Annotated in this window: 21 protein-coding genes; 16 read left to right on the forward strand and 5 right to left on the reverse strand. The window is 41.9% G+C overall.

What is annotated here, in order from left to right; genetic code table 11:
• Positions 1 to 57: 57 nt before the first annotated feature.
• On the forward strand, positions 58 to 1,014 hold the full coding sequence (locus B0O44_RS23110; protein ID WP_110834463.1) for a lipid A deacylase LpxR family protein: 957 nt from the start codon (positions 58 to 60) through the stop codon (positions 1,012 to 1,014).
• 27 nt (positions 1,015 to 1,041) lie between these two features.
• Here the strand turns inward: B0O44_RS23110 and arfB are convergent, their stop codons facing one another.
• Positions 1,042 to 1,455, reverse strand: coding sequence for an alternative ribosome rescue aminoacyl-tRNA hydrolase ArfB (arfB, locus tag B0O44_RS23115; protein WP_110834464.1), 414 nt, complete (start codon positions 1,453 to 1,455; stop codon positions 1,042 to 1,044).
• A gap of 141 nt (positions 1,456 to 1,596) precedes the next feature.
• Here arfB and cmk point away from each other — a divergent pair, with 141 nt between their 5' ends.
• The 5 genes from cmk to B0O44_RS23140 all read left to right on the forward strand — a co-directional run bounded on the left by cmk (position 1,597) and on the right by B0O44_RS23140 (position 8,708).
• Entirely contained in the window at positions 1,597 to 2,274 is a 678-nt protein-coding gene (gene cmk, locus B0O44_RS23120; protein ID WP_110834465.1) for a (d)CMP kinase, read from the forward strand.
• A 148-nt stretch (positions 2,275 to 2,422) separates the two neighbouring features.
• Positions 2,423 to 3,592 carry an efflux RND transporter periplasmic adaptor subunit gene (locus B0O44_RS23125; protein ID WP_110834466.1) on the forward strand — a complete coding sequence of 390 codons (1,170 nt, stop codon included), beginning with the start codon at positions 2,423 to 2,425 and terminating at the stop codon, positions 3,590 to 3,592.
• A 48-nt stretch (positions 3,593 to 3,640) separates the two neighbouring features.
• Positions 3,641 to 6,817: an efflux RND transporter permease subunit gene (locus tag B0O44_RS23130; RefSeq protein WP_110834467.1), complete on the forward strand. Its 3,177-nt coding sequence runs from the start codon at positions 3,641 to 3,643 to the stop codon at positions 6,815 to 6,817.
• A 10-nt stretch (positions 6,818 to 6,827) separates the two neighbouring features.
• Positions 6,828 to 8,234, forward strand: a complete 1,407-nt coding sequence (locus B0O44_RS23135; protein ID WP_110834504.1) for an efflux transporter outer membrane subunit — start codon at positions 6,828 to 6,830, stop codon at positions 8,232 to 8,234.
• A 63-nt stretch (positions 8,235 to 8,297) separates the two neighbouring features.
• Positions 8,298 to 8,708 (forward strand): DUF5655 domain-containing protein, encoded by a 411-nt coding sequence (locus B0O44_RS23140; RefSeq protein ID WP_211321437.1) that lies wholly within the window; start codon positions 8,298 to 8,300, stop codon positions 8,706 to 8,708.
• A 36-nt stretch (positions 8,709 to 8,744) separates the two neighbouring features.
• Here the strand turns inward: B0O44_RS23140 and B0O44_RS23145 are convergent, their stop codons facing one another.
• Positions 8,745 to 9,182 (reverse strand): OsmC family protein, encoded by a 438-nt coding sequence (locus B0O44_RS23145; RefSeq protein ID WP_110834468.1) that lies wholly within the window; start codon positions 9,180 to 9,182, stop codon positions 8,745 to 8,747.
• Positions 9,183 to 9,585: 403 nt separating this feature from the next.
• Between B0O44_RS23145 and B0O44_RS23150 the strand changes: the two genes are divergently transcribed.
• Positions 9,586 to 10,083 carry an ACT domain-containing protein gene (locus B0O44_RS23150; RefSeq protein WP_110834469.1) on the forward strand — a complete coding sequence of 166 codons (498 nt, stop codon included), beginning with the start codon at positions 9,586 to 9,588 and terminating at the stop codon, positions 10,081 to 10,083.
• Between the two features lie 12 nt (positions 10,084 to 10,095).
• The gene (locus B0O44_RS23155; protein WP_110834470.1) at positions 10,096 to 10,332 is read left to right on the forward strand and encodes a DUF6965 family protein; all 237 of its coding nucleotides are present in this window, start codon (positions 10,096 to 10,098) and stop codon (positions 10,330 to 10,332) included.
• Here B0O44_RS23155 and B0O44_RS23160 read toward each other — a convergent pair.
• On the reverse strand, positions 10,317 to 10,997 hold the full coding sequence (locus tag B0O44_RS23160; RefSeq protein WP_110834471.1) for a substrate-binding periplasmic protein: 681 nt from the start codon (positions 10,995 to 10,997) through the stop codon (positions 10,317 to 10,319). The two genes, B0O44_RS23155 and B0O44_RS23160, sit on opposite strands and share 16 nt — an antisense overlap.
• Positions 10,998 to 11,130: 133 nt before the next feature.
• Entirely contained in the window at positions 11,131 to 11,727 is a 597-nt protein-coding gene (locus B0O44_RS23165) for a TMEM175 family protein (RefSeq protein WP_110834472.1), read from the reverse strand.
• 221 nt (positions 11,728 to 11,948) lie between these two features.
• Between B0O44_RS23165 and B0O44_RS23170 the strand changes: the two genes are divergently transcribed.
• The 3 genes from B0O44_RS23170 to B0O44_RS23180 all read left to right on the forward strand — a co-directional run bounded on the left by B0O44_RS23170 (position 11,949) and on the right by B0O44_RS23180 (position 16,901).
• Positions 11,949 to 13,157, forward strand: a complete 1,209-nt coding sequence (locus B0O44_RS23170) for a PepSY-associated TM helix domain-containing protein (protein WP_110834473.1) — start codon at positions 11,949 to 11,951, stop codon at positions 13,155 to 13,157.
• 121 nt (positions 13,158 to 13,278) lie between these two features.
• Entirely contained in the window at positions 13,279 to 15,213 is a 1,935-nt protein-coding gene (gene rpsA / locus B0O44_RS23175; protein WP_110834474.1) for a 30S ribosomal protein S1, read from the forward strand.
• A gap of 83 nt (positions 15,214 to 15,296) precedes the next feature.
• Positions 15,297 to 16,901, forward strand: a complete 1,605-nt coding sequence (locus tag B0O44_RS23180; protein WP_110834475.1) for a beta-N-acetylhexosaminidase — start codon at positions 15,297 to 15,299, stop codon at positions 16,899 to 16,901.
• On the opposite strand, the gene B0O44_RS23185 is transcribed toward B0O44_RS23180, so the two are convergent.
• Positions 16,902 to 17,297: a thiol-disulfide oxidoreductase DCC family protein gene (locus B0O44_RS23185; protein WP_110834476.1), complete on the reverse strand. Its 396-nt coding sequence runs from the start codon at positions 17,295 to 17,297 to the stop codon at positions 16,902 to 16,904. It lies immediately after the preceding gene.
• 119 nt (positions 17,298 to 17,416) lie between these two features.
• Between B0O44_RS23185 and pyrR the strand changes: the two genes are divergently transcribed.
• From pyrR to B0O44_RS23210, 5 genes are all read left to right on the forward strand, one after another.
• A complete protein-coding gene (gene pyrR / locus B0O44_RS23190; protein ID WP_110834477.1) occupies positions 17,417 to 17,965 on the forward strand; it encodes a bifunctional pyr operon transcriptional regulator/uracil phosphoribosyltransferase PyrR in 549 nt (182 codons plus the stop codon).
• A gap of 2 nt (positions 17,966 to 17,967) precedes the next feature.
• The gene (locus B0O44_RS23195) at positions 17,968 to 18,900 is read left to right on the forward strand and encodes an aspartate carbamoyltransferase catalytic subunit (RefSeq protein WP_110834478.1); all 933 of its coding nucleotides are present in this window, start codon (positions 17,968 to 17,970) and stop codon (positions 18,898 to 18,900) included.
• 131 nt (positions 18,901 to 19,031) lie between these two features.
• On the forward strand, positions 19,032 to 22,049 hold the full coding sequence (locus tag B0O44_RS23200) for a tetratricopeptide repeat protein (RefSeq protein WP_110834479.1): 3,018 nt from the start codon (positions 19,032 to 19,034) through the stop codon (positions 22,047 to 22,049).
• Between the two features lie 12 nt (positions 22,050 to 22,061).
• The gene (locus B0O44_RS23205) at positions 22,062 to 23,768 is read left to right on the forward strand and encodes a TonB-dependent receptor (protein ID WP_110834480.1); all 1,707 of its coding nucleotides are present in this window, start codon (positions 22,062 to 22,064) and stop codon (positions 23,766 to 23,768) included.
• 54 nt (positions 23,769 to 23,822) lie between these two features.
• Positions 23,823 to 25,091 carry an HU domain-containing protein gene (locus tag B0O44_RS23210; protein WP_146229894.1) on the forward strand — a complete coding sequence of 423 codons (1,269 nt, stop codon included), beginning with the start codon at positions 23,823 to 23,825 and terminating at the stop codon, positions 25,089 to 25,091.
• The last annotated feature ends 1 nt before the right edge of the window (position 25,092 follow it).

Consider the following 25,092-nt stretch of genomic DNA (forward strand, 5'->3'; position numbering starts at 1 on the left):
GTGTTAAAATAAATATCTTTAAGCCCCGGCTAAAGCCGGGGCTTTTTATTTTCCGGCATGAAATTATTTAAATCCAGTCTTACAGGACTTTTCCTTTGTTTTTCCCTTGCACAAACCAGTGCACAAACCTATAAAAACGAGTTTGGCTTTAGAAGTGATAACGACGCTTATCTGGCACAGGGCTCAGACCGTTATTATACCAATGGGCTGTTTATCCAGTTTCGCCACGCCTTTAATCAGCAGGAGCTAAAAGAAGGCCTGGAGAAAAAAACGCTGGAAATTACCCTGGGACAAAAAATGTACAACCCGATTTCGGGATTTGTTCCGGATCCGGCCAAACAGGACCGCCCCTTTGCAGGTTATTTGTATGGGGAAGGTGCTTTGAACTGGTTCTTTAAAAATGAAAGTATTTTCCGTGCCGCGGCACAGATCGGGACCACGGGTCCCAATTCCCTTGCCCAGAAAGCACAGGAGCTTTTGCACAGGACTGTTGGCTTCTATGCTCCTGAAGGATGGGATTACCAGATAAAAAATGAAATGGCCATTAACCTGTCTGCACAATATACCCGTTTGCTTTACAGAACCCCGAATCCTTTTCTGGATTTTTCTTTTGAAGGTTATGCCAATGCGGGGACTACTTTTAGTGGCGCAGGTGCAGGAATTATAATTCGCGCGGGAAGCATTAACCAGTTGTTCAATTCGGCCTACACCAATGCGGCAATTGGTCAAAATGCCAAAACGAAAGGACTCGTTAAGCAAGAGCTCTTTTTTTATGCAAAACCCCAGCTTAATTTTGTGGCCTATGATGCAACCATACAGGGCAGTTTATTTAACCACAACAGTCCGGTCACTTTTGGTTCCAAGCCGGTTGTTTTTGCCCAGCAGCTTGGTGTAAATTATAGTTCCCAACGTTTTACTGCTGATTTTGCCGTATTATTTAAAACAAAGGAAGTAAAGAGTACCGCATGGGCGCACCAGTATGGTACCATTAGCCTGTTTTACCGCTTCAACTGATCCTATTTGTACGGACATAAAAAAACCTCAATAATCTAATTGAGGTTTTTTTCGGCCAGCTTTTTTTAAGGCTTTATTCTGTTTTTCTTCCAGTCGTTTTTTTACGATTGCCCTGGGTATTTTACTTGGCTTTCTTGCCTTTTCCACATGCAAAGCTGCTTTTAAAAGATGTAGTAATTTTGCAATGGTCTTTTCTTTATTCAGCAACTGACTCCTATCTTCCTGGGATACGATATGCAGGTAGCCTTCCTGATCTATACGGTTGGCGAGCCTGCTGATGACCAGCGTTTTTTCCTGCTCATCAAGAAAGGGAACCTCCGATAATCTGATGAGCAATTCTACTTTACTGGAAACCTTATTTACATGCTGTCCGCCCTTCCCTCCGCTTCTGGAGGTTTTAAAACTGGCCGTTTTCAGGATATCTTCTCTTACTGGTAACATGTTGTAAAATTAAGCATATCTTTCTTAACTGATAAATGATAAGTGCGCAAAGCGTATTAAAAGCTTAAACTTATTTGAAAGCTGCCAAAATTATGAAGCTTTTTACCCGGAAAATTTGGCCGAAATATTAACTTTGCACTCATGAGAAAAAACCTGGTTGTAGCTATTGATGGCTATTCATCATGCGGAAAGAGTACACTTGCAAAGGCTTTGGCTAAAAAATTAGGTTTCATCTATATAGACAGCGGTGCCATGTACCGTGCGGTAACTCTTTATTTCATCCGCAATCAGGTCAACATCAATGATCCCGAAGCTGTCAAATATGCGCTTGCGCATATCGAATTGAATTTCCACTCCCGGGATTATCAGTCGCACATCACTTTAAACGGGGAAGAAGTATCAGAAGAAATCAGGTTAATGCCTGTTTCTGAAAAAGTAAGTGAGGTTTCAGCCAATAAACTGGTCCGTCATGAAATGGTCCGCCAGCAACAGCGTATGGGGAAATCCAAAAACATTGTCATGGATGGCAGGGATATTGGCACAAAGGTTTTCGAGGATGCGCAGGTTAAACTTTTCATGACAGCTGACCCTAAAATCAGGGCAGAAAGAAGGTTTAAGGAAATGCAAAGCAAGGGAGATACCAGTACCACGCTCGAAGAGGTCTTTGAAAACCTTGCCCACAGGGACTATGCAGACACCACCCGTGCAGAGAGCCCTTTGACCCGCGCCCAGGATGCCATTATTCTGGACAATACCAATATTACGCAGGACGAACAGCTGCAATTTGCCCTATCTAAAGTACAGCCCTTTTTGAGTTAAAAAAGGGCATTTACCCTGTTTATAACATCATTATTACACTTTCCCGGACTTTAAGGTAACAATATTACATTATTGTGTTTTCTGGCATAATGTTATTAAATACTTTTATCGCTTGTTAAATTTATTATAATAAATGCATATACCCTTTATGAAAACAATCCCTTTAGCGCTCCTGATCTTGTCCGGATCAGTACTGATTTCCTGCGGCGGTAATAAAAAAGAAAAAGAAGCGCAGGCCGCAGCTGCAGCGAAACAGCCACAGCCTTATCCGGTTTTAACGGTAAAAGAGCAATCAACTACCCTGAACTCTCAATACCCGGCAACCCTGGAAGGTATTCAGAACATCGATATACGGCCTAAAGTGGATGGGTTTATTCAGAGGATTTATGTAGATGAAGGTGCCGCAGTTAAAAAGGGCCAGATTTTATTTACCATTGATGCCCCGCAATATGAGCAGGCCGTCAGAACTGCAAAAGCGGCCATCAGCAGCGCAGAGGCAGATGTCAATACAGCACAATTGCAGGTGAATAAAACCAAACCATTGGTGGATAAAGACATCATCAGTAAATATGAACTGGATGCTGCCCAGCTGACTCTTCAAAGTAAAAAAGCAGCCCTTGCCCAAGCCAAAGCTGAACTGGTCAATGCAAAAGTGAATTTAGGTTATACCACCATTACCAGTCCTGTTGACGGGGTAATTGGTAGCATTCCATTTAAAACCGGAAGTCTGGTGAGCAGCAGCGGTACCACACCTTTGACCACAGTTGCCAACATTTCAAAGATATATGCTTATTTCTCTCTGAATGAAAAGCAGTTACTGGATTTCTCCAGAAATTACAAAGGCAAAACACTCGAGGCGCAAATGAAAAACATTCCGGCTGTATCCCTGGCCCTGGCAGATGGGACCATTTATGCCGAGAATGGAAAAATAGAATCCATCAACAGTTTAATCAATACAGGAACAGGTTCAGTAAGCTTAAGGGCAACTTTCAGCAATCCGGTCAGGCTGCTCAGAAGTGGTGCCAGTGCGCAGGTGATTATCCCGCAGCACCTGGAAAATGTAATCCTTATTCCTCAAAAGGCGACCACCGACCTTCAGGGTAAAAAGTTCGTTTTCGTGGTCGATGACAAAGGCATTGTTAAAAACACAGAAATTGAGATCATGGAAAACGCAAAGGATAATTTCTATGTGGTCACCAAAGGCCTGAAAGCAAATGATAAAATTGTGCTCGAAGGTTTTCAATCCCTTAAAGATGGGGCTGAAATCAAACCGCAGGAACAAAGTGCGGATTCTGTTTATGCTGCTCCAAAAAAATAAGTAACCTGTTGATGACTTCCGGCCATCCGGCCGGCTGAAATAAGATATATGTTTAAGAAATTTATAGAAAAGCCAGTTTTATCTACGGTCATCTCGATTATTATCGTGATCCTGGGTGTACTGGGCTTAATTACAATACCTGTCTCCCAGTACCCGGAAATTGCGCCGCCTACCGTACAGGTATCGGCCTCTTACCAGGGAGCGAATGCCGATGTGGTAATGAACAGTGTGGTGGTTCCTTTAGAGGAACAGATTAACGGTGTAGAGGACATGACTTACATGACTTCCTCCGCCGGGAATGACGGTACTGCAACCATTACCGTTAATTTTAAACTGGGTACCAATCCCGATCTGGCGGCTGTAAACGTTCAGAACCGTGTTTCCAGGGCAACAAGTTTACTGCCTGCAGAGGTCACCAGGGCGGGTGTAATCACCGCAAAAAAACAGGCCAGTAACGTGCTTATTTTTGGTCTTTACAGTGACAATCCTTCCTATGATCAAAAGTTTCTGCAAAATTACGCCAACATCAATCTGATCCCCCAAATCAAAAGGATCAATGGGGTCGGCGATGCGAATGCTTTTGGTTTAATGGATTATACCATGAGGATTTGGCTGAAACCGGACGTGATGGCAACCTATGGCCTGGTGCCCAATGATGTTAGTGTGGCATTGGCCGAGCAAAATATAGAGGCCGCTCCGGGACAATTTGGTGAACAGGGCAAACAATCTTTCCAATATACCCTTAAATATACCGGTAGGCTGAAAACCGAAACAGAATTCAGCAACATCATTATTAAAACCGGCGCCAACGGACAGGTGCTGCGTTTAAAAGATGTGGCCAGGATAGAGCTGGGTGCGCAAAGTTATGCCAGTTCGGTTAGTTTTGACGGGAAACCAGCCCTAGGTATTGCGATTAACCAAACAGCAGGCTCCAATGCGAAAGAGGTTATTGAAGGCTCTATAAAAGTACTCGATGACGCTTCGGCGGCCTTCCCTAAGGGGGTGCATTATGCACCACTGGTGAACGTGAATGACTTCCTGGACGCTTCCATTGAAAAAGTAATCCATACCCTGATCGAGGCATTTATCCTGGTGTTCCTGGTGGTGTTCATTTTCCTGCAGGATTTCCGTTCGACATTGATCCCGGCCATCAGTGTGCCGGTTGCGATTATCGGTACCTTTTTCTTTTTAAGCCTTTTTGGTTTCACCATCAATTTACTAACCCTATTCGCTTTGGTTTTGGCCATTGGTATTGTGGTTGATGATGCCATTGTGGTGGTAGAGGCTGTACACGCCAAATTGGACCATGGTTATAAATCGGCCAAAAAAGCAACCATTGATGCCATGGATGACATTTCCGGGGCCATTATTTCCATTACCCTGGTCATGGCCGCGGTATTTATTCCGGTGAGTTTTATCCAGGGTTCTTCGGGTGTATTTTACAAACAATTTGGTTTAACCCTGGCCATTGCCATTATTCTTTCTGCCATCAATGCATTAACGCTCAGTCCTGCCTTGTGTGCCCTTTTCCTGAAACCCCACGAGGATGACCACGGTAAAAAGAAAAATTTCCTGCAACGTTTTTATGTTGCCTTTAATACTTCTTTCGACCGGATGACCAGTAAATACAAAAAGTCCGTGACTTTTCTTTCCCATAACAAATGGGTAGCTGGCCTGGGCATCGCCTTATTTACGGTCGTTCTGATCTGGACCATGAGGACAACTCCAAAAGGTTTTGTTCCCAATGAGGATCTTGGAACAATTATGTCGGATATTTCTTTGCCTGCAGCCAGCTCCCAGGAGCAGACCAATGCGGTGATCACCAGAATTGACAGTATTGTCCATACCATTCCTGAAATAAAAAATTCCTTAAAAGTAATTGGCCGCAGTATGATCAGCGGTACGGGAAGTTCTTATGGAATGGTGATTTCCAGGCTGAAACCATGGGATCAGCGACAAAGAGATGTAAAGGCTATTATTGGTGAACTCTTTGCCAAAACAGCCAGTATTAAAGGCGCCAAAGTGATTTTCTTTGCCCCGCCTACCATACAGGGTTTTGGAACCAGCGGGGGCTTCGAGTTCCAGCTGCAGGATAAAACAGGCGGAGACATCAACAAGTTTAGCGCCATCGGCAACAACTTCCTTGCAGCCTTGAGCAAAAGAAAGGAAATCCAGTATGCGGCAACGTCCTTTAACCCCAACTTCCCTCAGTACCTGATAGAAGTCAATACGGCCAGGGCCAAACAAGCCGGCTTAAGCGTCAGTGACATTCTGGGTGTTTTACAGGGTTATTATGGAGGGGTCTATGCGTCAAATTTTAATAAATTTGGAAAACAATACCGGGTCATGTACCAGGCCGATGCCCAGTACCGTGCAAACGAACAAAGCTTAAACGGCATTTATGTGCGAAATGCAAACGGTTCCATGGCGCCAATCTCGGAGTTCATTAACCTGAAAAAAGTTTATGGCCCTCAGGCAATTTCCCGTTTCAACTTATTTACATCCATTTCGATAACAGGTAACCCCAGTACTGGCTTTAGTTCTGGTGATGCTTTAAAAGCAGTACAGGAAGAAGCGGCCATCCATTTACCAGCGGGTTATGGTTATGAGTTTTCCGGATTGTCCAGGGAAGAAATTTCCGGTGGCAACCAAACGGTATTCATCTTCCTGCTCTGCGTGATTTTTGTGTACTTTTTATTGTGTGCCCAGTATGAAAGTTATATCCTTCCCCTATCTGTACTGATCTCTTTACCGATTGGTCTGGCAGGTGTGTTTATTTTTGATAAAATCTTTGGCATTGACAACAACATCTATACACAGATTACCTTGATCATGCTGGTGGGCTTACTGGCAAAAAATGCCATTTTAATTGTAGAGTTTGCAGTAGACCGCCGCAGAAAAGGCATGAGCATTGTAGCGGCAGCAGTAGAAGGTGCGACAGCACGTTTACGTCCGATCCTGATGACCTCATTTGCCTTTATTTTAGGTTTGCTCCCACTGATGCTCTCCACAGGCGTGGGCGCGTCGGGTAACAAATCTATTGGTACCGGTGCCGTTGGAGGGATGCTGGTTGGTACAGTTTTCGGGATATTTGTGATCCCGGCCTTATTTATCGTGTTCCAGACTTTACAGGAAAAAGTAAGCAATAAATCACCATTTGACGAAAACGTAGATAAAGAACAGCAGGACATTGAATTTCCAGTGGCCGATGTCCGTGAACATTAACCTTAAAAACATGAATTCTAAGTATAAAAAGTTTTATTTCATTATTGGTTTTTCCGCGCTGACACTGAGTGCCTGTGTGACCAAGAAATATGAACGCCCGCCATCATTGAATGCCAATGATCTGTACCGCGGTCAAAACGGAACCGATACCACCAGCATCGCAAACCTGTTCTGGAAGGATTTGTTTGCAGACCCTGTATTGCAAAACCTGATCCAACAGGGCATCAACGAGAACCTGGATTTAAAACAGGCGATTGAGAAAATTAAGGTTGCAGAGGCAAGCCTGAGGTTAAGTAAAGCTGCATTTCTGCCCAGCCTGAGTGCTGACCTTTCGGTAACAGATGCAAAACAGTCTGTGGCGGCCCTGAACATTCCGCCTAGCGTGGGTGTGGTCACCGAAACCCAAACTTATAAGGCCCAGCTGAGTACCAGCTGGGAAGCAGACATCTGGGGGAAACTGAGCAGTGCCAAACGTTCGGCCTATGCTTCTTTGTTGCAAAGTGATGCGGCTAAAAAAGCGGTACAAACCAAACTTATTGCCAATATTGCCAATGCGTATTATTCCCTGCTTGCACTGGATAAACAGTTGAGCATTACCGAGCAGACCGTAAAAATCAGGGAAACTGATGTGGAAACCATGAAGTCCCTTAAAGAAGGAGCGATTGTAAATGGTGCCGCAGTTGTGCAAAGTGAAGCCAATCTTTATGCCGCGCAGGTCAGCATTCCTGATTTAAAAAGAAGCATCAGGGAAACTGAAAATGCACTGAGTATTCTTCTGGGAAAAGGAGCGGGCGAAATCAGCCGTGGCAATCTGGACCAGCAACAGCCCTACTCCGACCTCAAAACCGGCATATCTTCGCAGTTGCTCAAAAACCGTCCGGATGTTCAGGTGGCTGAGCTGGCCTTCAGAGCGGCTTTCGAAAACACCAATACGGCCAAAACCTATTTCTATCCTGCCCTGACCATAACGGCAAATGGTGGTTTATCCAGTTTACAGGTGAAAAACTTTTTTGACAATTCTATTTTCTATAGTCTGATGGGGGGCTTAACACAGCCTATTTTTAATAAAGGACAAAACAAGGCCCGCTTAAAAACAGCGCAGGCCCAGCAACAAATTGCCTTTTACAGCTTCCAGCAAACCCTGCTGACCAGTGGGCAGGAAGTTTCAAATGCCTTATATGCTTACCAGACCGCAAATGAGAAAGAACTGACCCGGGCAAAGCAGATTGCCTCGCTGACCAAAGCAGTGGATTATACCAAGGAATTGTTGCGTTACAGTTCTGCAACCAATTATACAGATGTACTGACTTCAGAACAGAGTTTACTGGCAGCACAACTGAGCGGGATCAATGACCGGTTGCAGAAGTTACAAGCTGTTGTCAATTTATACCAGGCGCTGGGCGGCGGCTGGAAATAAATTCAAAGAAAAAGCCCGTTGAAAAATTCAACGGGCTTTTTTATTTTTACTAAAAAACAAAGCATGTGGACCTGCCCCTTATGTCAGCAAAATTTTTTAAGGAATAACCAGCAGCATGCCTGCAATGAAAAAAGTGTGGCAGATTTTTTAAAGGGAAAGTCTGAGAAAACCCTCGAGCTTTTTAATCATTTCATCCGCACTTTTGAACAATTGGCCGAGCTCCGCCTGAACACGACAAAAACCATGATCAGTCTGGAACATCATGGAAAAAGAATTGTATACATTAGCCAGCTTGGAAAAAATTTTATCCATGTGGTATTTCCCTTTAAACAACTTTACCCGGATAACCTTTGCTTTATCAAATTCGGACAGGTTCCGGGCAGCAATCAGTACAACCACCATTTGAGGATGCACGCCAAAGAAGATTTAAATGAGGAAGTTCTGGGCTTTATGCGAATTGCCCTGGAAGAGTAACAGTAAGGGGCTAATAGCCCCCTACTGCTTTAATTTTTAGGCACTAAAACTTACATTTAGTGTAATTGGGGTGGCACTTAGTGCTTTACTTACCGGACAACCTGCTTTTGCAGCATTTGCCAGTTCTATAAATTTAGCCTCATCCATTCCACTTACCTTGCCATGCAGGTCCAGGGTAATATTGGAAATCGCAAAACCGCCTTCTACCGGATCCAGGGAAACGGTAGCTTCTGTACTCAGCTCATCTGCAGTAAAGCCTGCTGCAACAATCATAAAACTCAGCTGCATATTGAAACAACCGGCGTGGGCTGCTGCAATCAGTTCTTCGGGATTGGTGCCTGCTTTACCATCTTCATTTTCAAAACGGGTTTTAAAGCTGTAAGGGGTCTGATTAAAGAAATTATTGGCCGATGATAATGTTCCTTTACCTTCCAGGCCCGTACCGTTCCAAACGGCGGTTACTCTTCTTTTCATGTATGTGACAATTAAATTTCTGTAATGATTACATTTTCCGTGCAAAGCACATCAACGGTTATAAACTTAAGCATTCATTTTTAAAATTATAACAAGCCCCTGTCTTAATTGTGTTAATTTTTGGACCAGGCGGTCCTGCCTGCTTGTTCATTTGTTCACGAAGATTTAACGCCTGTATGCTCTTTTTTTAAAACAAAATCCTTAAGTTTGAAAAAACAATAAACCCTGCTGCTCTGATGACAAATTTAAATTTACATATGCTGAACGTTAAGCCTAGCTTATCTGTGATTGCTATTGTAATTATTATTGTCATTCATGATATAGGGAAGGTTATGTAAAATAAATTGAAAATTATAAATCATAAGCCTTCCCTACCCGGAAGGCTTTTTTTTTGCTTAAAATCATGAAGGGAAAATTTATCATCAGCGTTGTCTCGGAAGACAAAAAAGGACTGTTAAACCAGCTTACCTCTGTTTTCAATAAAAGAAATTATGAAATGGAAAGCTTAAATGTTTCCAGGACCGACATCAGTACAATTGTGTTGATTACCATAGAGGCATTCCTACCGGTAGATGAAGTCCAAAACACCTTGTTCAAACTCGAAAGGTTTATAGAAGTGTATAAGGCAAGGGCCGACGCTGCCCAGGAGAACATCCAGCGTAAAATTGGTTTTTTCAGTGTTTCCAAAGACATCCTGACTTCTTCTTACTGGGCGCTGATCCAAAAGTACGGCGCAAGTATTACTGCGCTCTCAGAAAATGCAGTCCTGCTGGAAAAAACAGGTACAGATGCCGATATACTGGAACTCTATAACCAGCTGGACAGCACTTATCTCTTGGGTTTTTGCAAAACAAATCTGATCATGGAGAAATCAATGACACATATTCAGGGGCTTTTTTAGTTATATTTGCGCATGTCAATTGAAGAATTAGAGACTTATTTTGAAGGGATTGATTTGCCGGAAACCGTTTATTTAAACCCGGCAATAAAAATAACAGACGTCAAAAAGTTTGTGCGCAGCCACATCATCACCGTGAAAGCCCATGGACACATCCGCGCTTACTCGAGTTTTATGGACAGGCTCCTGCAGTTGAAAGAAATTATAGAAGCCGGGAATGCCCCAAAAACAACAGATCAAAGTTCAATGTAGGTAAACCACTTTTTGTAGATCCGGTGATAGGTGCCATTTTCTTTGAGCCGTTTTAAAACTTTATCTATTTTCTTTTTGAGTTCAACATCACCCTTTTTCATAGCAATGGCGTAATGGGAATGGGTATCGGGAAGAAACATTCCAATCTGAAGGCTTTTGTATTTTTGCAGAAAACCTCCGGCTATGGGTGAGTCATCAATCACAACATCGAGCTTTTTTTCCAGCAGCAGGGTGTAAAGTGCTTCGTTTTTTTCTGCATGGATCACCTGATGGCCCGGAAATTTCCCCATAATATACTTTTCTGCTTCTGTTGCAATGCGGACCCCAATAGTTTTATGCTCAAAACTGTTCAGGTTGTTAAGGGAAGTCCCCTGGTTAACCACTGCGCAAAGACGAAACTGCAAATAGGGTGCACTGAATTCCAAGATCCTTTGTCTGGAAGGCGTCATGGTAACCGCAGAACAAATCATATCCAGTTGTCCCTTGTACAGTTTTTCAAGAATGTTTTTCCACAGTGAAATTTCATAGGCTATTTTCAGGTCCAGATGGCTGGCAATCTCCTGCATCAGGTCCACTTCGAACCCTTCAAAAACCGCAGAATGGTAATCTGTATGCATGGGCACCGGGGCTACAGAGTCCAGTCCGATTTTGAGTGTATCTTTCATTTTTTTGGTGTTTAGTATTTAATTCAAGATTTTGCCCGTTTAATCTATTCATTGAATACCTGGGTCACCATAGATTCCTCTATAAAGATAAGGCTATATAGGAGAAAAAAGAAGTCTGTTGTTTGATTTATCCTTATTCGGTCTCCGTATATTCGGAGTTCATGGTTTTCTCTATCCGGCTGTCCGGCACGAACCAAATCATGGCCACCAGAATATAAATACCAAAACTGATCCAGGAATTCACCATGGAAACTGCTATGGCTATAAGATAAAGGGCAACAGATATTTTGCCCTTGGTATCAGATCCGATGGCCTTACGCAGTTCGGGGTTCTTTCCGCCATTGCGGATCAATACATTGATCAGAATAGAATAAGCGATTCCATTCATCAGCAAAACAAAACCATACAGCGCAGCAGTCCATTGACTGAAATGGTTTTCACCCATCCAGCCGGTTACAAAAGGGATCAGGGACAGCCAGAAAAGCAGGTGAAGGTTTGCCCACAGGGTTGGTCCGTTAATAGACCTTACGCGCTGGAAAGTATGGTGGTGGTTGTTCCAGTAAATGCCAACGTAAATAAAACTGAGCACATAACTGATAAAAACAGGGATTAAAGGAACCAGGTCCTTAATGTGGTCTTTTTCATGGGGCACTTTAATTTCCAGTACCATAATGGTTATAATAATGGCAATCACACCATCACTAAAAGCTTCGAGTCTTCCTTTATGCATATTTAAGGGTCTATTTAAACCCAATATACAAACTCTGCGCTTTTTTACCCAGGCCCTGTTTAAATTGTCAGCACTTCAGCATTTCCATTCTTTCCCGGATATTCTTTCTCTGAGCAGACATAAATAATTTGCAACTGTCATTTCTTCGGCTTTTCTTTGCATTAGTTTATAATTAATCTAAATAACCACAAGAGCCAGCAAAACGAGGGTTTGATATTTCCATGCTAAATAAAAGAATAAGACATCCGCATAAAAACAAAAGTAAAAAATCACTTTTCAGAAGGATTAGTGACTGGCTGCACTTATGGTTGGGCATCAGTTCGGGACTGATTATCATTATTGTTGCACTGACCGGATGTATTTATGCTTTTCAGGTGGAGATCAGCCAATGGCTGTATAAGGACCAGATTTTCATTCAGGCCAATCCCAGTGCAAAAACGCTCCCCTTAAGTCAGCTGGTCCAAAAAGCCGAGCAGGCGCTTGGCGGGCAAAAAAAGGTTAATTTTTTAACGACTTACAGGGATCCTTCCAGGGCCTGGGAATTTTACACCTATAAACCTGGTGATGAAAAGGCCCTGACTTATTTTGGAACCATCGACTATTTTGACCTGGTGTTTATGGATCCCCATTCTGGAAAAGTAACCGGTATTCAGGATGGCAAGTATAATTTTTTCAATATCGTCAAATACCTGCATTGGAGCCTTTTGCTGAACGATAAATACGGCCAACAGATTGTGGGCTGGGCGACTTTTATTTTTGTCATTATACTAATTACAGGGCTCATCCACTGGTGGCCAAAAAAATGGAACAAAACCAACAGGGACAAGAGTTTCAAAGTCAAATGGAAAGCGGGTTTTAAACGGCTGAACTACGACCTTCATAATGTGCCTGGTTTTTATGCCATGCTGATTTCATTGGTGCTTGCCTTAAGTGGAATGGTATGGGCTTTTCAATGGTTCCAGAACACGGTATACGTCATTGCCTCGGGCAGTTTCAGCCCTCCGGCAAACGATTCTTTTAAATCCGATTCCACCAAAACGATTTCCGCGAACCCTTTTGATGTAGCTTTTGAACAGGCCAAACAAGCGATGCCCAAAGCCGACCGCATTGGAATGTCTCCGGCATCGGGAGCCGAGGGGGTTATTTATGCAAATGGTTACCAGGGAAAAGAAGTCTTTTACCGTACCGATGGCCTTCAGTTTGACCGTTACACGGGAAAATTACTGCACCGGAAAAACTATGAAGATAAAAACGGAGGGGAAAAATTAATTTCCATGAATTATGACATTCATGTGGGTGCCATATTGGGTCTTCCTGGCAAAATTATGGCATTTTCTGCCAGCTTAATCATTGCAACACTGCCTGTTACGGGCTTTATCATCTGGTGGGGCAAAAGAAAGAAAAAGAAAAAACCCTCACCGGTGCTGTAATTTTGCTATAATATATACACAAGCAGTTCAAAATCAATAAGATTTATCAAAAAAATATTTCCAATAAAATATTAATTTGTATCTTTGCAGTCCCTAACGGGAAAAGGAGATTAAATTTTTAATGGCAAAAAAACAAGTAGCAGAAAAAGAACTAGAGGCTAAAAAAGCCGAATTGCAAGGTGCAGACGCACGTCTGACTGAGAAAGAAACCATTGAGTCAGAAGCTGATTCAGTGTCGATCGAGCAGATCAAATCATCATTAGCTACCCCAGATCAAGATTTTGATTGGGATGCAGACGACAAAGTTTTCGGAAAATATTCTGACGAGGACCGTAAAAAGTTCGAGGATATGTACACCGATACTTTTAATCAAATCAACCAAGGTGAAATCATCAGCGGTATTGTTGTATCTATCAACAACAAAGATGTAGTATTAAACGTAGGATTTAAATCTGACGGTCTGGTATCTACTTCTGAGTTCCGTGATACACCGGATCTTAAAATTGGCGACAAAGTTGACGTTTTCGTTGAAGCACCTGAAGATGCGAACGGCCAGTTAATCTTATCTCGTAAAAGAGCTAAAACCCAAAGATCATGGGAGTCTATCAATGAGGCTCTTGAAAACGACAGAATCATCAACGGATTTGTTAAAAGCCGTACAAAAGGTGGTCTTATCGTGGACATCATGGGTGTTGAAGCTTTCTTACCTGGTTCTCAAATTGACATTAAACCTATCCGCGATTACGATGTATACGTGGGTAAAACAATGGAATTCAAAGTTGTTAAGATCAACCACGAGTTTAAAAACGTAGTTGTATCTCACAAAATCTTAATTGAAGACGACTTAGAAAGCCAAAAAGTTGAAATCGTTTCTAAACTTGAAAAAGGTCAGGTATTGGAAGGAACTGTTAAAAACATTACTGACTTCGGTGTATTCATCGATTTAGGTGGTGTTGACGGTTTATTGCACATTACTGATATTTCATGGGGCCGCATAGAGCATCCAAAAGAAGTATTGAGCTTAGACGAGAAAATCAATGTTGTGGTTCTTGACTTCGATGATGAGAAAAAACGTATTGCATTAGGTTTAAAACAATTGACTCCTCACCCTTGGGAATCTTTAGATGCTAACTTAGCTGTTGGTTCTAAAGTAAAAGGTAAAATTGTTACTGTTGCGGATTACGGTGCTTTCTTAGAAATCATCCCTGGAGTTGAAGGTCTGATCCACGTATCAGAAATGTCATGGTCTCAAAACCTGCGCAGCCCTCAGGAATTCCTGAAAGTTGGAGATGAAATCGAAGCTGAAGTTTTAACTTTAGACAGAGATGAGCGCAAAATGAGCTTGGGTATTAAACAATTAACTCAAGATCCTTGGCAAAATGTTGCGGAACGTTATCCAATCGGAAGCAAACATTCTGCAGTAGTTAAAAACATGACTAACTTCGGTGTATTTGTTGAAATCGAAGAAGGAATTGACGGATTAATCCATATCTCTGATCTTTCATGGTCTAAAAAAGTTAACCACCCTAACGAATTCACTAAAGTTGGTGATACATTAGACGTCGTTGTTCTTGAATTAGACGTGGAAAGCCGTAAATTAAGCTTAGGTCACAAACAACTGGAAGAAAACCCTTGGGATACTTTTGAAACCATCTTTACTATGGATTCAATCCACCAGGGAACTGTTGTTAAAGTAACGGATAAAGGTGCTGTTATTGCTTTACCTTATGGTGTTGAAGGTTTCGTACCTACAAAACATATGGCTAAAGAAGACGGTTCTGTTATCAAAGCTGAAGAAACCAATGACTTCAAAATCATTGAGTTTAACAAAGATGCTAAACGTATCGTTGTTTCTCATGCCCGTATCTGGGAAGAGGCTAAAGCTGAGGCCGTTGCTGAAGAAAGAGCGACTAAGAAAAAAGAAGCTAAAGCATCCAGCAGTGCAGTTAAAAAAGTTAAAGATTCTGTTGAGAAATCAACATTAGGCGATTTAGGTGTACTTGCTCAGTTAAAAGAGCAAATGGAAGGTGAAGAAAGCAAAAACAAAGCTAAATAAACCGCCAAAGCTTATATATAAAAAGCATCCCTTAACCGGGATGCTTTTTTTTTTGTTATTTTGGGGATCAAATTGATTTTACAATGAAGATCCTTTACTATTTTCTAATCGGCGCACTGTTTTTTAATACCCTTAAAGCACAAAGTCAAAGCCTGATTCCCATTCCTGTATCTGTAAAAGCAGGCAGCCCTTCCGATCAGTTCCAGCTGGATAAGCATACTCAAATCCTGATCAGTGATACTTCTTTAAATAAATCGGCAGCATTTCTGTCGGATTTTATCCAAAAATATAATCACCTGCAGCTTTCGACCGCTCCATATGGCCCAAATGAAAAGAAGTCCAATGTCATCAGCCTGATTCGAAGTGCAAGCGTCGCACCTCATGCAGATCAATATACCTTGTCGGCTTCGAAAAAAGGAATCAGCATTTTAAGTTCTACAGACCAGGGCATCTTTTATGGTGTACAAACCCTTCTTCAACTGTTGCTTTCAGATGGTATCCCCGGAAAAATACCGGCGATTGAAATACTCGACTACCCAAGATTTGATTACAGGGGCATGCACCTGGACGTTAGCCGTCATTTTTTTGAAGTCAGTTTTGTCAAAAAATACATCGATTACCTGGCCATGCATAAGTTGAATTATTTTCACTGGCATTTAACCGATGACCATGGCTGGAGGATAGAAATCAAAAAATATCCACGACTGACTGAAGTTGGAGCATGGCGTGACGGCTCGATTATAGGCTTGTATCCTGGAACCGGTAATGATGGCAAACGCTATGGGGGTTTTTACACGCAAGAGCAGATTAAAGAAGTGATTAAATATGCTCAGGACCGCTACATTACCATTATTCCTGAAATAGAAATGCCCGCGCACAGCATGGCTGTCCTGGCCGCTTATCCGGAACTGGGAACTGAACCTGCTAAAAAATATGAAGTGGCCCAGACCTGGGGAATTTTCAATAAGTTCAACAATGTATTACAGCCTACTGATCAGACTTTTAGTTTTCTGGAAGATGTACTCACAGAAGTGATGCAGCTTTTTCCTGCTCCTTATATTCATATTGGCGGTGATGAGGGCTCAAAAATATGGTGGAAACAATCGGCGGTATCCCAGCAAATTATAAAAGACAATAAACTGAAAGATGAAAGTGGACTGCAAAGTTATTTTATCCACCGGATCGAAAAATTTGTCAACAGCAAGGGAAAAACCATTATCGGCTGGGACGAAATCCTGGACGGAGGCCTTGCGCCCAACGCCATTGTCATGAGCTGGAGGGGTGAAAAAGGTGGGATTGCGGCAGCCAAACAACAACATAAGGTCATTATGACCCCCGAGAACATGATGTACTTCAATCATACCCAATTTTTAAAAGACGATTCCCTGACCGCGGCCAAATACCTTCCGCTGGAGGTGGTGTACAATTATGAACCGGTCTCTAAAGAGCTTTCTTTGGCCGAAGGCAAGTACATCTGGGGCGGACAAGGGAATTTATGGTCTGAATACATCACCAATCCGGCCAAGGTGGAATATATGCTCTTTCCACGTCTGGATGCCTTAAGTGAAGTTTTATGGAGCCCTAAGGAAAAAAGAAATTTGGCTGATTTTAAAAACAGGTTAAAAACACAGTTTAAACGCTATGACCTGATGAACATTAATTACAGTAAAAGGTATTTGACACCCTGATTATAAAAACTTTTTCTCAAGGTCTGGGGTGGGGACCATACAGCTTGTCCTTTTGCCCCAGATTTTGTACCTGTTACCCGAAATCAGCTTATAAAAAAAGTCCCGGATAAAGGCCGGAATATAAATCAGGATATACAGCGCTGGCCATAGCCCACCCAAATGTTTTGTGATTCTGAGTGCGGCTGAAGATCTCCGGTAAAGTTTCCCGTTTTCCAGCAGCAGAATACTGTCCATGGCCTGAAAGTCAACAGCAAAGCGGTCCAGGTATTCCTGTGCCTGCTCGCTTTGCAAGGCCGCAAACCGAAAATAATCTTTCGCATCCCGCTGAATGACAAACTGAACAGCACTGTTGCATAGATTACAAACCCCGTCAAAAAAAATTATTCCCCGCTCCATCCTCAAAGTTAAGGTTTTAGCTTTCTTTCCAGGCTAAAACTTATACAATACCTAATAAAAATGGAAAAGCAATTACAGATTTCAATTCGATTTTCTATATTTGTCTAATCCTTGAGTCAATGCAAAAAAGAACCCTGCTAGACGGAAAAAAATTCCAAATCACAATTAAGCGACTTTGTCATCAGCTAATTGAGAATCATACCGATTTTTCGAACACTGTTTTGATTGGCATCCAGCCAAGAGGAAGTTATTTCGCTGATCGCGTCAAAATGGAGCTCTCTGAGATCTTAAAAAACAATAAAATCCAGAAAGGTAATCTTGATATTACTTTTTTCAGGGATGATTTCAGGCGCAAAGATGGCCTGGTCTCGGCCAGCAGCAATACCATAGATTTTATTATTGAAGGTAAAAATGTGATCCTGATAGATGACGTGTTGTGGACAGGACGGACCATTCGCGCGGCACTGGATGCTTTGCTTGCCTATGGACGGCCAGCCAAAGTAGAGTTGATGGTCCTTATAGACCGCAGGTTTTCCAGACACGTCCCTATTGAACCGGATTACATCGGACAACAGGTAGACAGCCTGGATTCTCAGCTGGTCAGGGTCAGCTGGAAAGAAACAGAAGGAGAAGACAAAGTAATTTTATTATCAGAAAGAAATAAGTAGAAATGGCAGCAGAAAAATTATCAACCCGACATCTTTTAGGCATTAAAGATATTGACCGGAATGATATTGAATTGATTTTTGAAACTGCAGATAATTTTAAAGAAGTCATTAACCGGCCCATAAAAAAGGTTCCCTCTTTAAGAGACATCACGATTGCCAATATCTTTTTTGAAAACTCTACCCGTACTAAACTTTCCTTTGAGCTTGCAGAGAAACGCTTATCGGCTGACATCGTTAATTTTGCGGCCTCCTCTTCCTCGGTGAGTAAAGGAGAAACCTTAATTGATACGGTGAACAACATTCTGGCCATGAAAGTAGACATGGTTGTCATGAGACATCCTTATGCCGGTGCCGGTGTATTCTTAAGTAAACACATCAACGCCCAGATCGTCAATGCCGGAGATGGAGCACATGAACATCCGACACAGGCCTTACTTGATGCCTTTTCCATTCGTCAGAAACTTGGAGATGTTGCCGGTAAAAAAGTGGTCATTGTGGGTGATATCCTGCATTCAAGGGTCGCGATTTCCAATATTTTATGCCTTCAGAAATTAGGAGCCGAAGTGATGGTCTGTGGACCGACCACCCTGATTCCTAAGTTTATTAACGGCCTGGGGGTTAAAGTAGAACACGATCTTAGAAAAGCATTAAACTGGTGTGATGTGGCTAATATGCTTCGCATACAGCTGGAAAGACAGGACATCAAATACTTCCCTTCCCTTCGGGAGTATGCCATGATGTATGGCCTGAACAAACAGATTCTGGATAGCCTGGACAAAGAGATTGTTGTCATGCACCCGGGCCCGATCAACCGGGGTGTGGAGATCACAAGTGATGTTGCAGACAGTAAACAGTCTATTATCCTTGAACAGGTAGAAAATGGGGTCGCCGTCAGAATGGCCGTACTTTATCTCCTTGCTTCTCAGCGGGATTAAGATCTTCAGCTTCTTTTTTATACCAATTTAAATAACTTTACGTTAAACAGTGTTATTAACACATGTTAATTTCTAATGTTAATAAGATACATTACTATATCTATATTAGCGACAACCATATTTGAAATCCGATGCAGAAAAAATACCTTTTTATACCGCTTTTATTGGCAGGAAACCTAACGGCAGGGTATGCCCAGTTAGGTCCATTAGTAAACCTTAACAAGAATTATCAAAGCGGATTAGAATTATTAGACAATGAAAAATATGTAGCTGCCGCACAGCAGTTTAAACTGGTGGAACAATCCAGGATCAAACCTGCTGCCCAACAGGAAAGCAATGCTGAACTGACCTTATTAAAGGAAAATGCAAAATTCTATGCCGCTGTGTGTGCCCTTGAACTGGGAAATGCAGATGCCGAAAACCTCTTTCAGAATTTCATCAAAGACTATCCTTTAAACCCCAATACAAAGCTGGCTTATTTCCATGTAGGAAAGTCTTATTTTGCACAGAAAAACTATCAAAAGGCCCTGGAATGGTTTGAAAAAACAGACCCTTCTACCCTGTCCCAGAAACAGCGACTGGAATACCAGTTCAAACAAGGTTATGCTTATTTTGAACTTAAAGACTTTGAAAAAGCAGAACCTCTTTTTGAATCTGTAAAAAAAGAGGTCTCTCCTTTCCAGGAAAGTGCCACCTATTATTTTGCCTATATCAATTACCTTAACAAAGAGTATAAAACTGCGCTGGCCAATTTCGAAAAACTGAAAGGCTCACCAACCTATCAGGCCAGTTATCCATATTACATTACCTCTATGTACTACCTGGACCAGCGCTATGATGATGTGATCAGTTATGCTGTTCCTGTACTTCAGACTTCACAACAACAATATGAAGCGGAAATGCTTAGCCTGATTGCTGCTTCCTATTTTGCAAAATCCGATTATAAAAATGCCGAGAAATATTTTGCTGATTATTACGCAAAAGATAAGTCAGGCGTGGTGAATAACCTGTTTGTTTATCAGTACGGTTATTCCCTGTTCCAACTCAAAAAATATAAAGAATCGGTCACCGTCCTGGAAAAGTTAAATAGCGATGATGTATACCTGCAGAGCGGAATGCACACCCTGGGGCGTTCGTTTCTGGAGTTAAAAAATAAAGAGAAAGCAAGAAGTGCCTTCTTCAGGGCTTCAAGGCTTAGTTTCGACAAATTCATTCAGGAAGATGCCTGGATCAATTATGCCAAACTGAGTTATGAACTTGAGTTTAACCAGCAGGCCCTGGAAGCCACACAGAATTTTCTTAAACAGTTTCCTACTTCCCGCAAAATCAATGAGGCTAAGACTTTATTGGGTGAAATTCTGTTAAGCAGTAAAAACTACCAGGCGGCCATTGATATTCTGGAGCCCATTCCAAATAAATCACCGGAAGCCAAAGAGGCCTATCAGAAAGTGACTTACTTCAGAGGCCTGGAGTTCTATAATGAGCGTGCTTTTCCTAATGCCCTCTCTATGTTTCTTCGTTCAGCAAAATTCCCTGAAGATGAGGAAATTCATGCCTTGAGCACATATTGGAGTGCAGAAGCAGCTTACGAGCTCAGAAAGTACGGTGAGGCCGTGAAAACTTTTGAAACCTTTCTGAGCATGCCGGCGGCAGATAAAACCAAAGTCTACAATTTTGCCAATTATGCTTTGGCTTATGCGGCTTTTGAAGACGAAAAATATTCAAAGGCGGCAACTTATTTTGAACGCTTCCTGAATGGGAACGATAAAGATCCCAAAACGGTTAATGATGCGACCATCAGGCTGGCAGACTCCTATTTTGTCAATAAAAGTTACGACAATGCCTTGCTGAACTACAATAAGATCATCAGCAGCAGATCTCCCGGTGAAGATTATGCCTTATTCCAAAGGGGTATGATCCAGGGTTTAAGTGGTCAGGATGATGCAAAGATCAGCACCATGGAAAGTTTACTGCAACAATTTCCGGGATCTAATTATGCAGATGATGCGGGTTTTGAAAGGGCTTATACTTATTTTAATAAAGGGGACCTTGATAAATCAAAAACAGACCTGACCGGATTAATCAGTAAATACCCCCACAGCAGTTATGTACCAAGGGCAATGGTCACTATTGGTCTTGTACAATACAACCAGGACCAGGATGATGCAGCCCTGACCACCTTCAAAAAAGTTATTACCGATTATGGAAGTACTGAAGAGGCAAAACAAGCCCTGGCTTCCATCAAGAATATTTATGTAGACAGAGGTGATGCAAATGGTTTTATTGCTTATGCAGGTACCACTCCGATTGGAAATTATTCTGTTGCCGATCAGGACAACATCGTTTTTCAGGCTGCAAATAACCGTTACCTGAAGGGCGATTTTCAAGGCGCCTTTGAGGCAGTGAACGGGTATTTTGACAAATTTCCAAAAGCCATCCACGACAAGGAAGCTAAGTTTATCCGTGCAGAATCCCTGGTTAAGCTCAACCGTTCGGCCGAGGCCATTCCTGATTACGAATACATTTTGAACGACTGGACCAGTGATTATACGGAACGTTCTTTAATCAGTATATCCCAGGTATTTTTAAAAGAGAAAAAATACAATGAAGCTGTCGTTTACCTGAAAAGACTGGAAACCACCGCAGATTACAAAGTCCATTATTCTTATGCCATCAATAACCTGTTAAAAGCTTATGATGCGCTAAAAATGCCTGATGATGAATTGAAATACGCACAACTGGTTAAGGAGTCTGATAAAGCTTCTGAAGAGGAAAAGAACAGCTCGGATTTGTATGCAGGAAAGGCTTATCTTTTAAAAGCAGATACCACAATGGCCATCAAATCTTTCAGTAACGTGGTCAGTAAAACCAAAACTCTGGCAGCTGCTGAAGCAAAATATACACTGGCGGCCCTTCAATATGCAAAACGTGATTATAAAACTTCTCAGAAGACCTGTTTCGACCTGATCAACAATATGGCCTCCTATGACTACTGGGTTGCCAAAGCATTTATACTGTTATCTGATAACTATCTTGCGCTCAAAGATAAATTACAAGCCAAAAGTACCTTGCTGAGTATCATAGACAATTACGAAGGCAAGGATGATATTGTTCCGACAGCAAAAGAGAAATTAGAAAAAATTAAATAAGCGAGCACACACATGAGATTCAGCAAACTACTATATACGACTGTACTTTTTATTTCAGCGGGTACATTGGGCCTTCAGGCACAGGATACCAAAACTACCGATAAGAAAAAAGACGACAAGACCATCGCAGAAGAAATTGAAGTCGTCAGACCATATAAACCTGTTCTGGCCGAAGCCGTAAAGCTCAGAAGAAGTCCGGACCTTAATGACATCAAAACCTATAAGGCGCGTTTTAATTATGCCCTGACAGACCGCAAACTGGAATTAAATTCGGACATCAATAAATTACAGGCCCAGCAACTGGCCGATGAACGTCAGGCTGCTTTAATGAACAATTATGTGAAAGCGGGCTTTGGTTCTGCAACCACAACACTTGCCGAGGCATACATTAACCTGGGCCGGGATGAAGCCTTGCAGGCTGGTGGTTTTTTCAGACACTTTGGCCAACAAGGTAAATTGAATGAACAAAAATTCAATCAGCAGGAGTTTAGTGTTTTCGGACGAAGTATCGGTGACCAGTTTACTTTAAGTGGTCGTGTCAACTATCAGCGAAATGGCCTTGCTTTCTATGGACAAGATCCAAACAATTCCTTTGTAAACGCCAATCCGGAAAAACAAGCTTTCAATTTTTTTGAAGCCGAAGGAGAAATAGCCAGCAAGTATACCACAGATGAGAATGCCCTGAGTTATGCGGCAAAATTAAACGGCTATATCTGGGGAGATAAATTCAATGCAAAAGAAAACTCGGTTGTACTAAACGGTTATCTGAATAAAAGGATCAGCAGTTTTAACCTTGGGCTTGCAACTTCAGTAGAATTCGGAAAAACCCAGGACCTGAATGTAAGTGTGGGCAACAACCTTTTGAAATTGAACCCCTACATCAGGTTACAATCCAATGGCGTAAAAATCAATGCAGGAATTAACTTTGTCCAGGAATTCGGCGCCTTCTCTGAAACCAGAATTTTCCCGGCAGTAACGGCAGACTTCACTTTGATTCCGGATTACCTGCAGGTTTTCGGAGAGTTAAAAGGAGATGTGAACCGGACGTCCTTAAAACAGCTGACGGATGAAAACCCTTTTCTGAACAGCAATATTGAAATCCAGAATTCTGTAGAGAAACTGAGCATCACCGGAGGAATTAAAGGAACGGCAGGCCCGGGCTTTGGTTATAAAGCCAAGGTCTATCATAAAGAAATTTCACAAATGCCCTTATTTGTAAATGACTTTGCTTCTCCTTATAAATTTGATGTCATCTATGATTTTGGAAACATGAAACTTTTTGGAGTTGAGGGAGAAATTTCCGTACAGGTGAGCAATGCTTTGAAATGGACAGGAAAATTAAACCTGGAAAACTATAAGCCGGCTTCTGAAACAAAAAGCTGGTTTAAACCGCAACTTAGGGTGAGTTCCAATCTATTGTATAACTTCAACGATAAGCTGAGCTTCAATGCTGCTGTTGCCTTGCAGGATGACAGCAAAGCGAAGCTGTATACCGCAAAGCCGGTGACTCCATATGTGGTACCTGACCGCAACAATGAAACCGTTGTGAACGTTAAAGGTTTTGTGGACCTTGGTATAGGCGCAAATTATAAAATCAACAACAAGTTTGCTGTTTTTGCCAAAGCGAATAATTTATTGAATAATACATCAAATGGCAGGTTCCTTTATTATCAGCCTATTGGCCTAAATGTATTTGGAGGTCTGACCTATTCTTTCTAACCGCTTTTTAATTAATAATTGGTTGATAAAGAATTAAAATTTATTTTTACCAAAATGGATATATTATCGTACTTAACAGAGCTTATTCAAACACATAAAGAGGTTGGACTGCCAAATCTGGGAACTTTCTTTAAAAAAAAGTCTCCTGGTAGGTATGATGCAAATTTACATTCTTTCCTTCCTCCGAGTTATCTTTTACAATTTAAAACGGAGGTCTCGGAAAGTTCTTTACTGGCTGCGCACATTAGCCAGCAACACCATATATCTGTTGAATCTGCCAATTATTACATTGAACAGTTTACACTGGGCCTGAAAAAACAACTGACGGATCATAAACAGGCCGATCTTTCTCCGTTGGGAAAATTAATTAGTGAAAACGGCCTTACTTCATTTCATCCGGAAAAAGACCTGCAGCTTGGTTTTGAGTTTTACGGCCTTCCAAGTGTTCAGGAACAGGTACCTGCACCTGAACAAACCGATACAATTGTTCCTGAGGTGGAAACTGTAGTGCCCCATCATGATGCCCAGCCGCAGGTTCAGGACCCGGAGGAAGAAAAAAACTTACAGGAAGAAGAACTTGTTCCTGCCCCGGAAAACAACCAGGAAGAATTCATTTCTGCGGCAGATGAAAACGAAAATCCATCAACAGGGGAAGCCATACCAGAGGTACCTTTAGTTGTGATTCCACCTTCTTCAGATCCACTTCCGGTTAATGAACCAATAGTGAACACTCCTTTTTATAAGGACCCTGTTGTACCCGATGAAGAACAAAGAAAAAGTACACCGCTATATTTGATCCTGATCCTGACCTTACTGGTCCTGCTGATTATTTTTATGGGCCTTTTTCTGTTGAAGCCTCAGTTTTTTGATCAGCTGGTCAAGCAGGCCAGTCCTGCTGCAGAGCAGCAGAAACCGGTATTGCCTAATCCGGTAAAGGACAGTTTGAACAAACCGGTCGATTCGCTCCCTAAAAAGGAGACCGTCAAAAAAGACACGCTTGCAGCCAAAGTCAGTCCTTCAAAAGACAGTGTAAACCTTGCTGGCTCCGCTACAACTATTGCACAACCTGCTGAGCAAACAACCTATGAAGTTATTGGTTCCTCAGTGGCAAATCAACAGGAAGCAGACCGGTTTATCGAATTTATGAAAAGAAAATGGGGTGTCAACGCAACCATTGTCAGCCATAGAAAAGGAAAAAAGATTAAAATCAGTATTGCAAGCTATAAGGATAAAGCCACTGCAGATGCCGAAAAAATAAGACTGGAAGAAAAGATTAAAATCACAGGTCTTTACGTTTTTACCAATACACACAAACCAGAATAAT

This window comes from Pedobacter nutrimenti (genome assembly GCF_003208655.1).
In the GTDB taxonomy this organism is placed as follows: Bacteria; Bacteroidota; Bacteroidia; order Sphingobacteriales; family Sphingobacteriaceae; genus Pedobacter; species Pedobacter nutrimenti.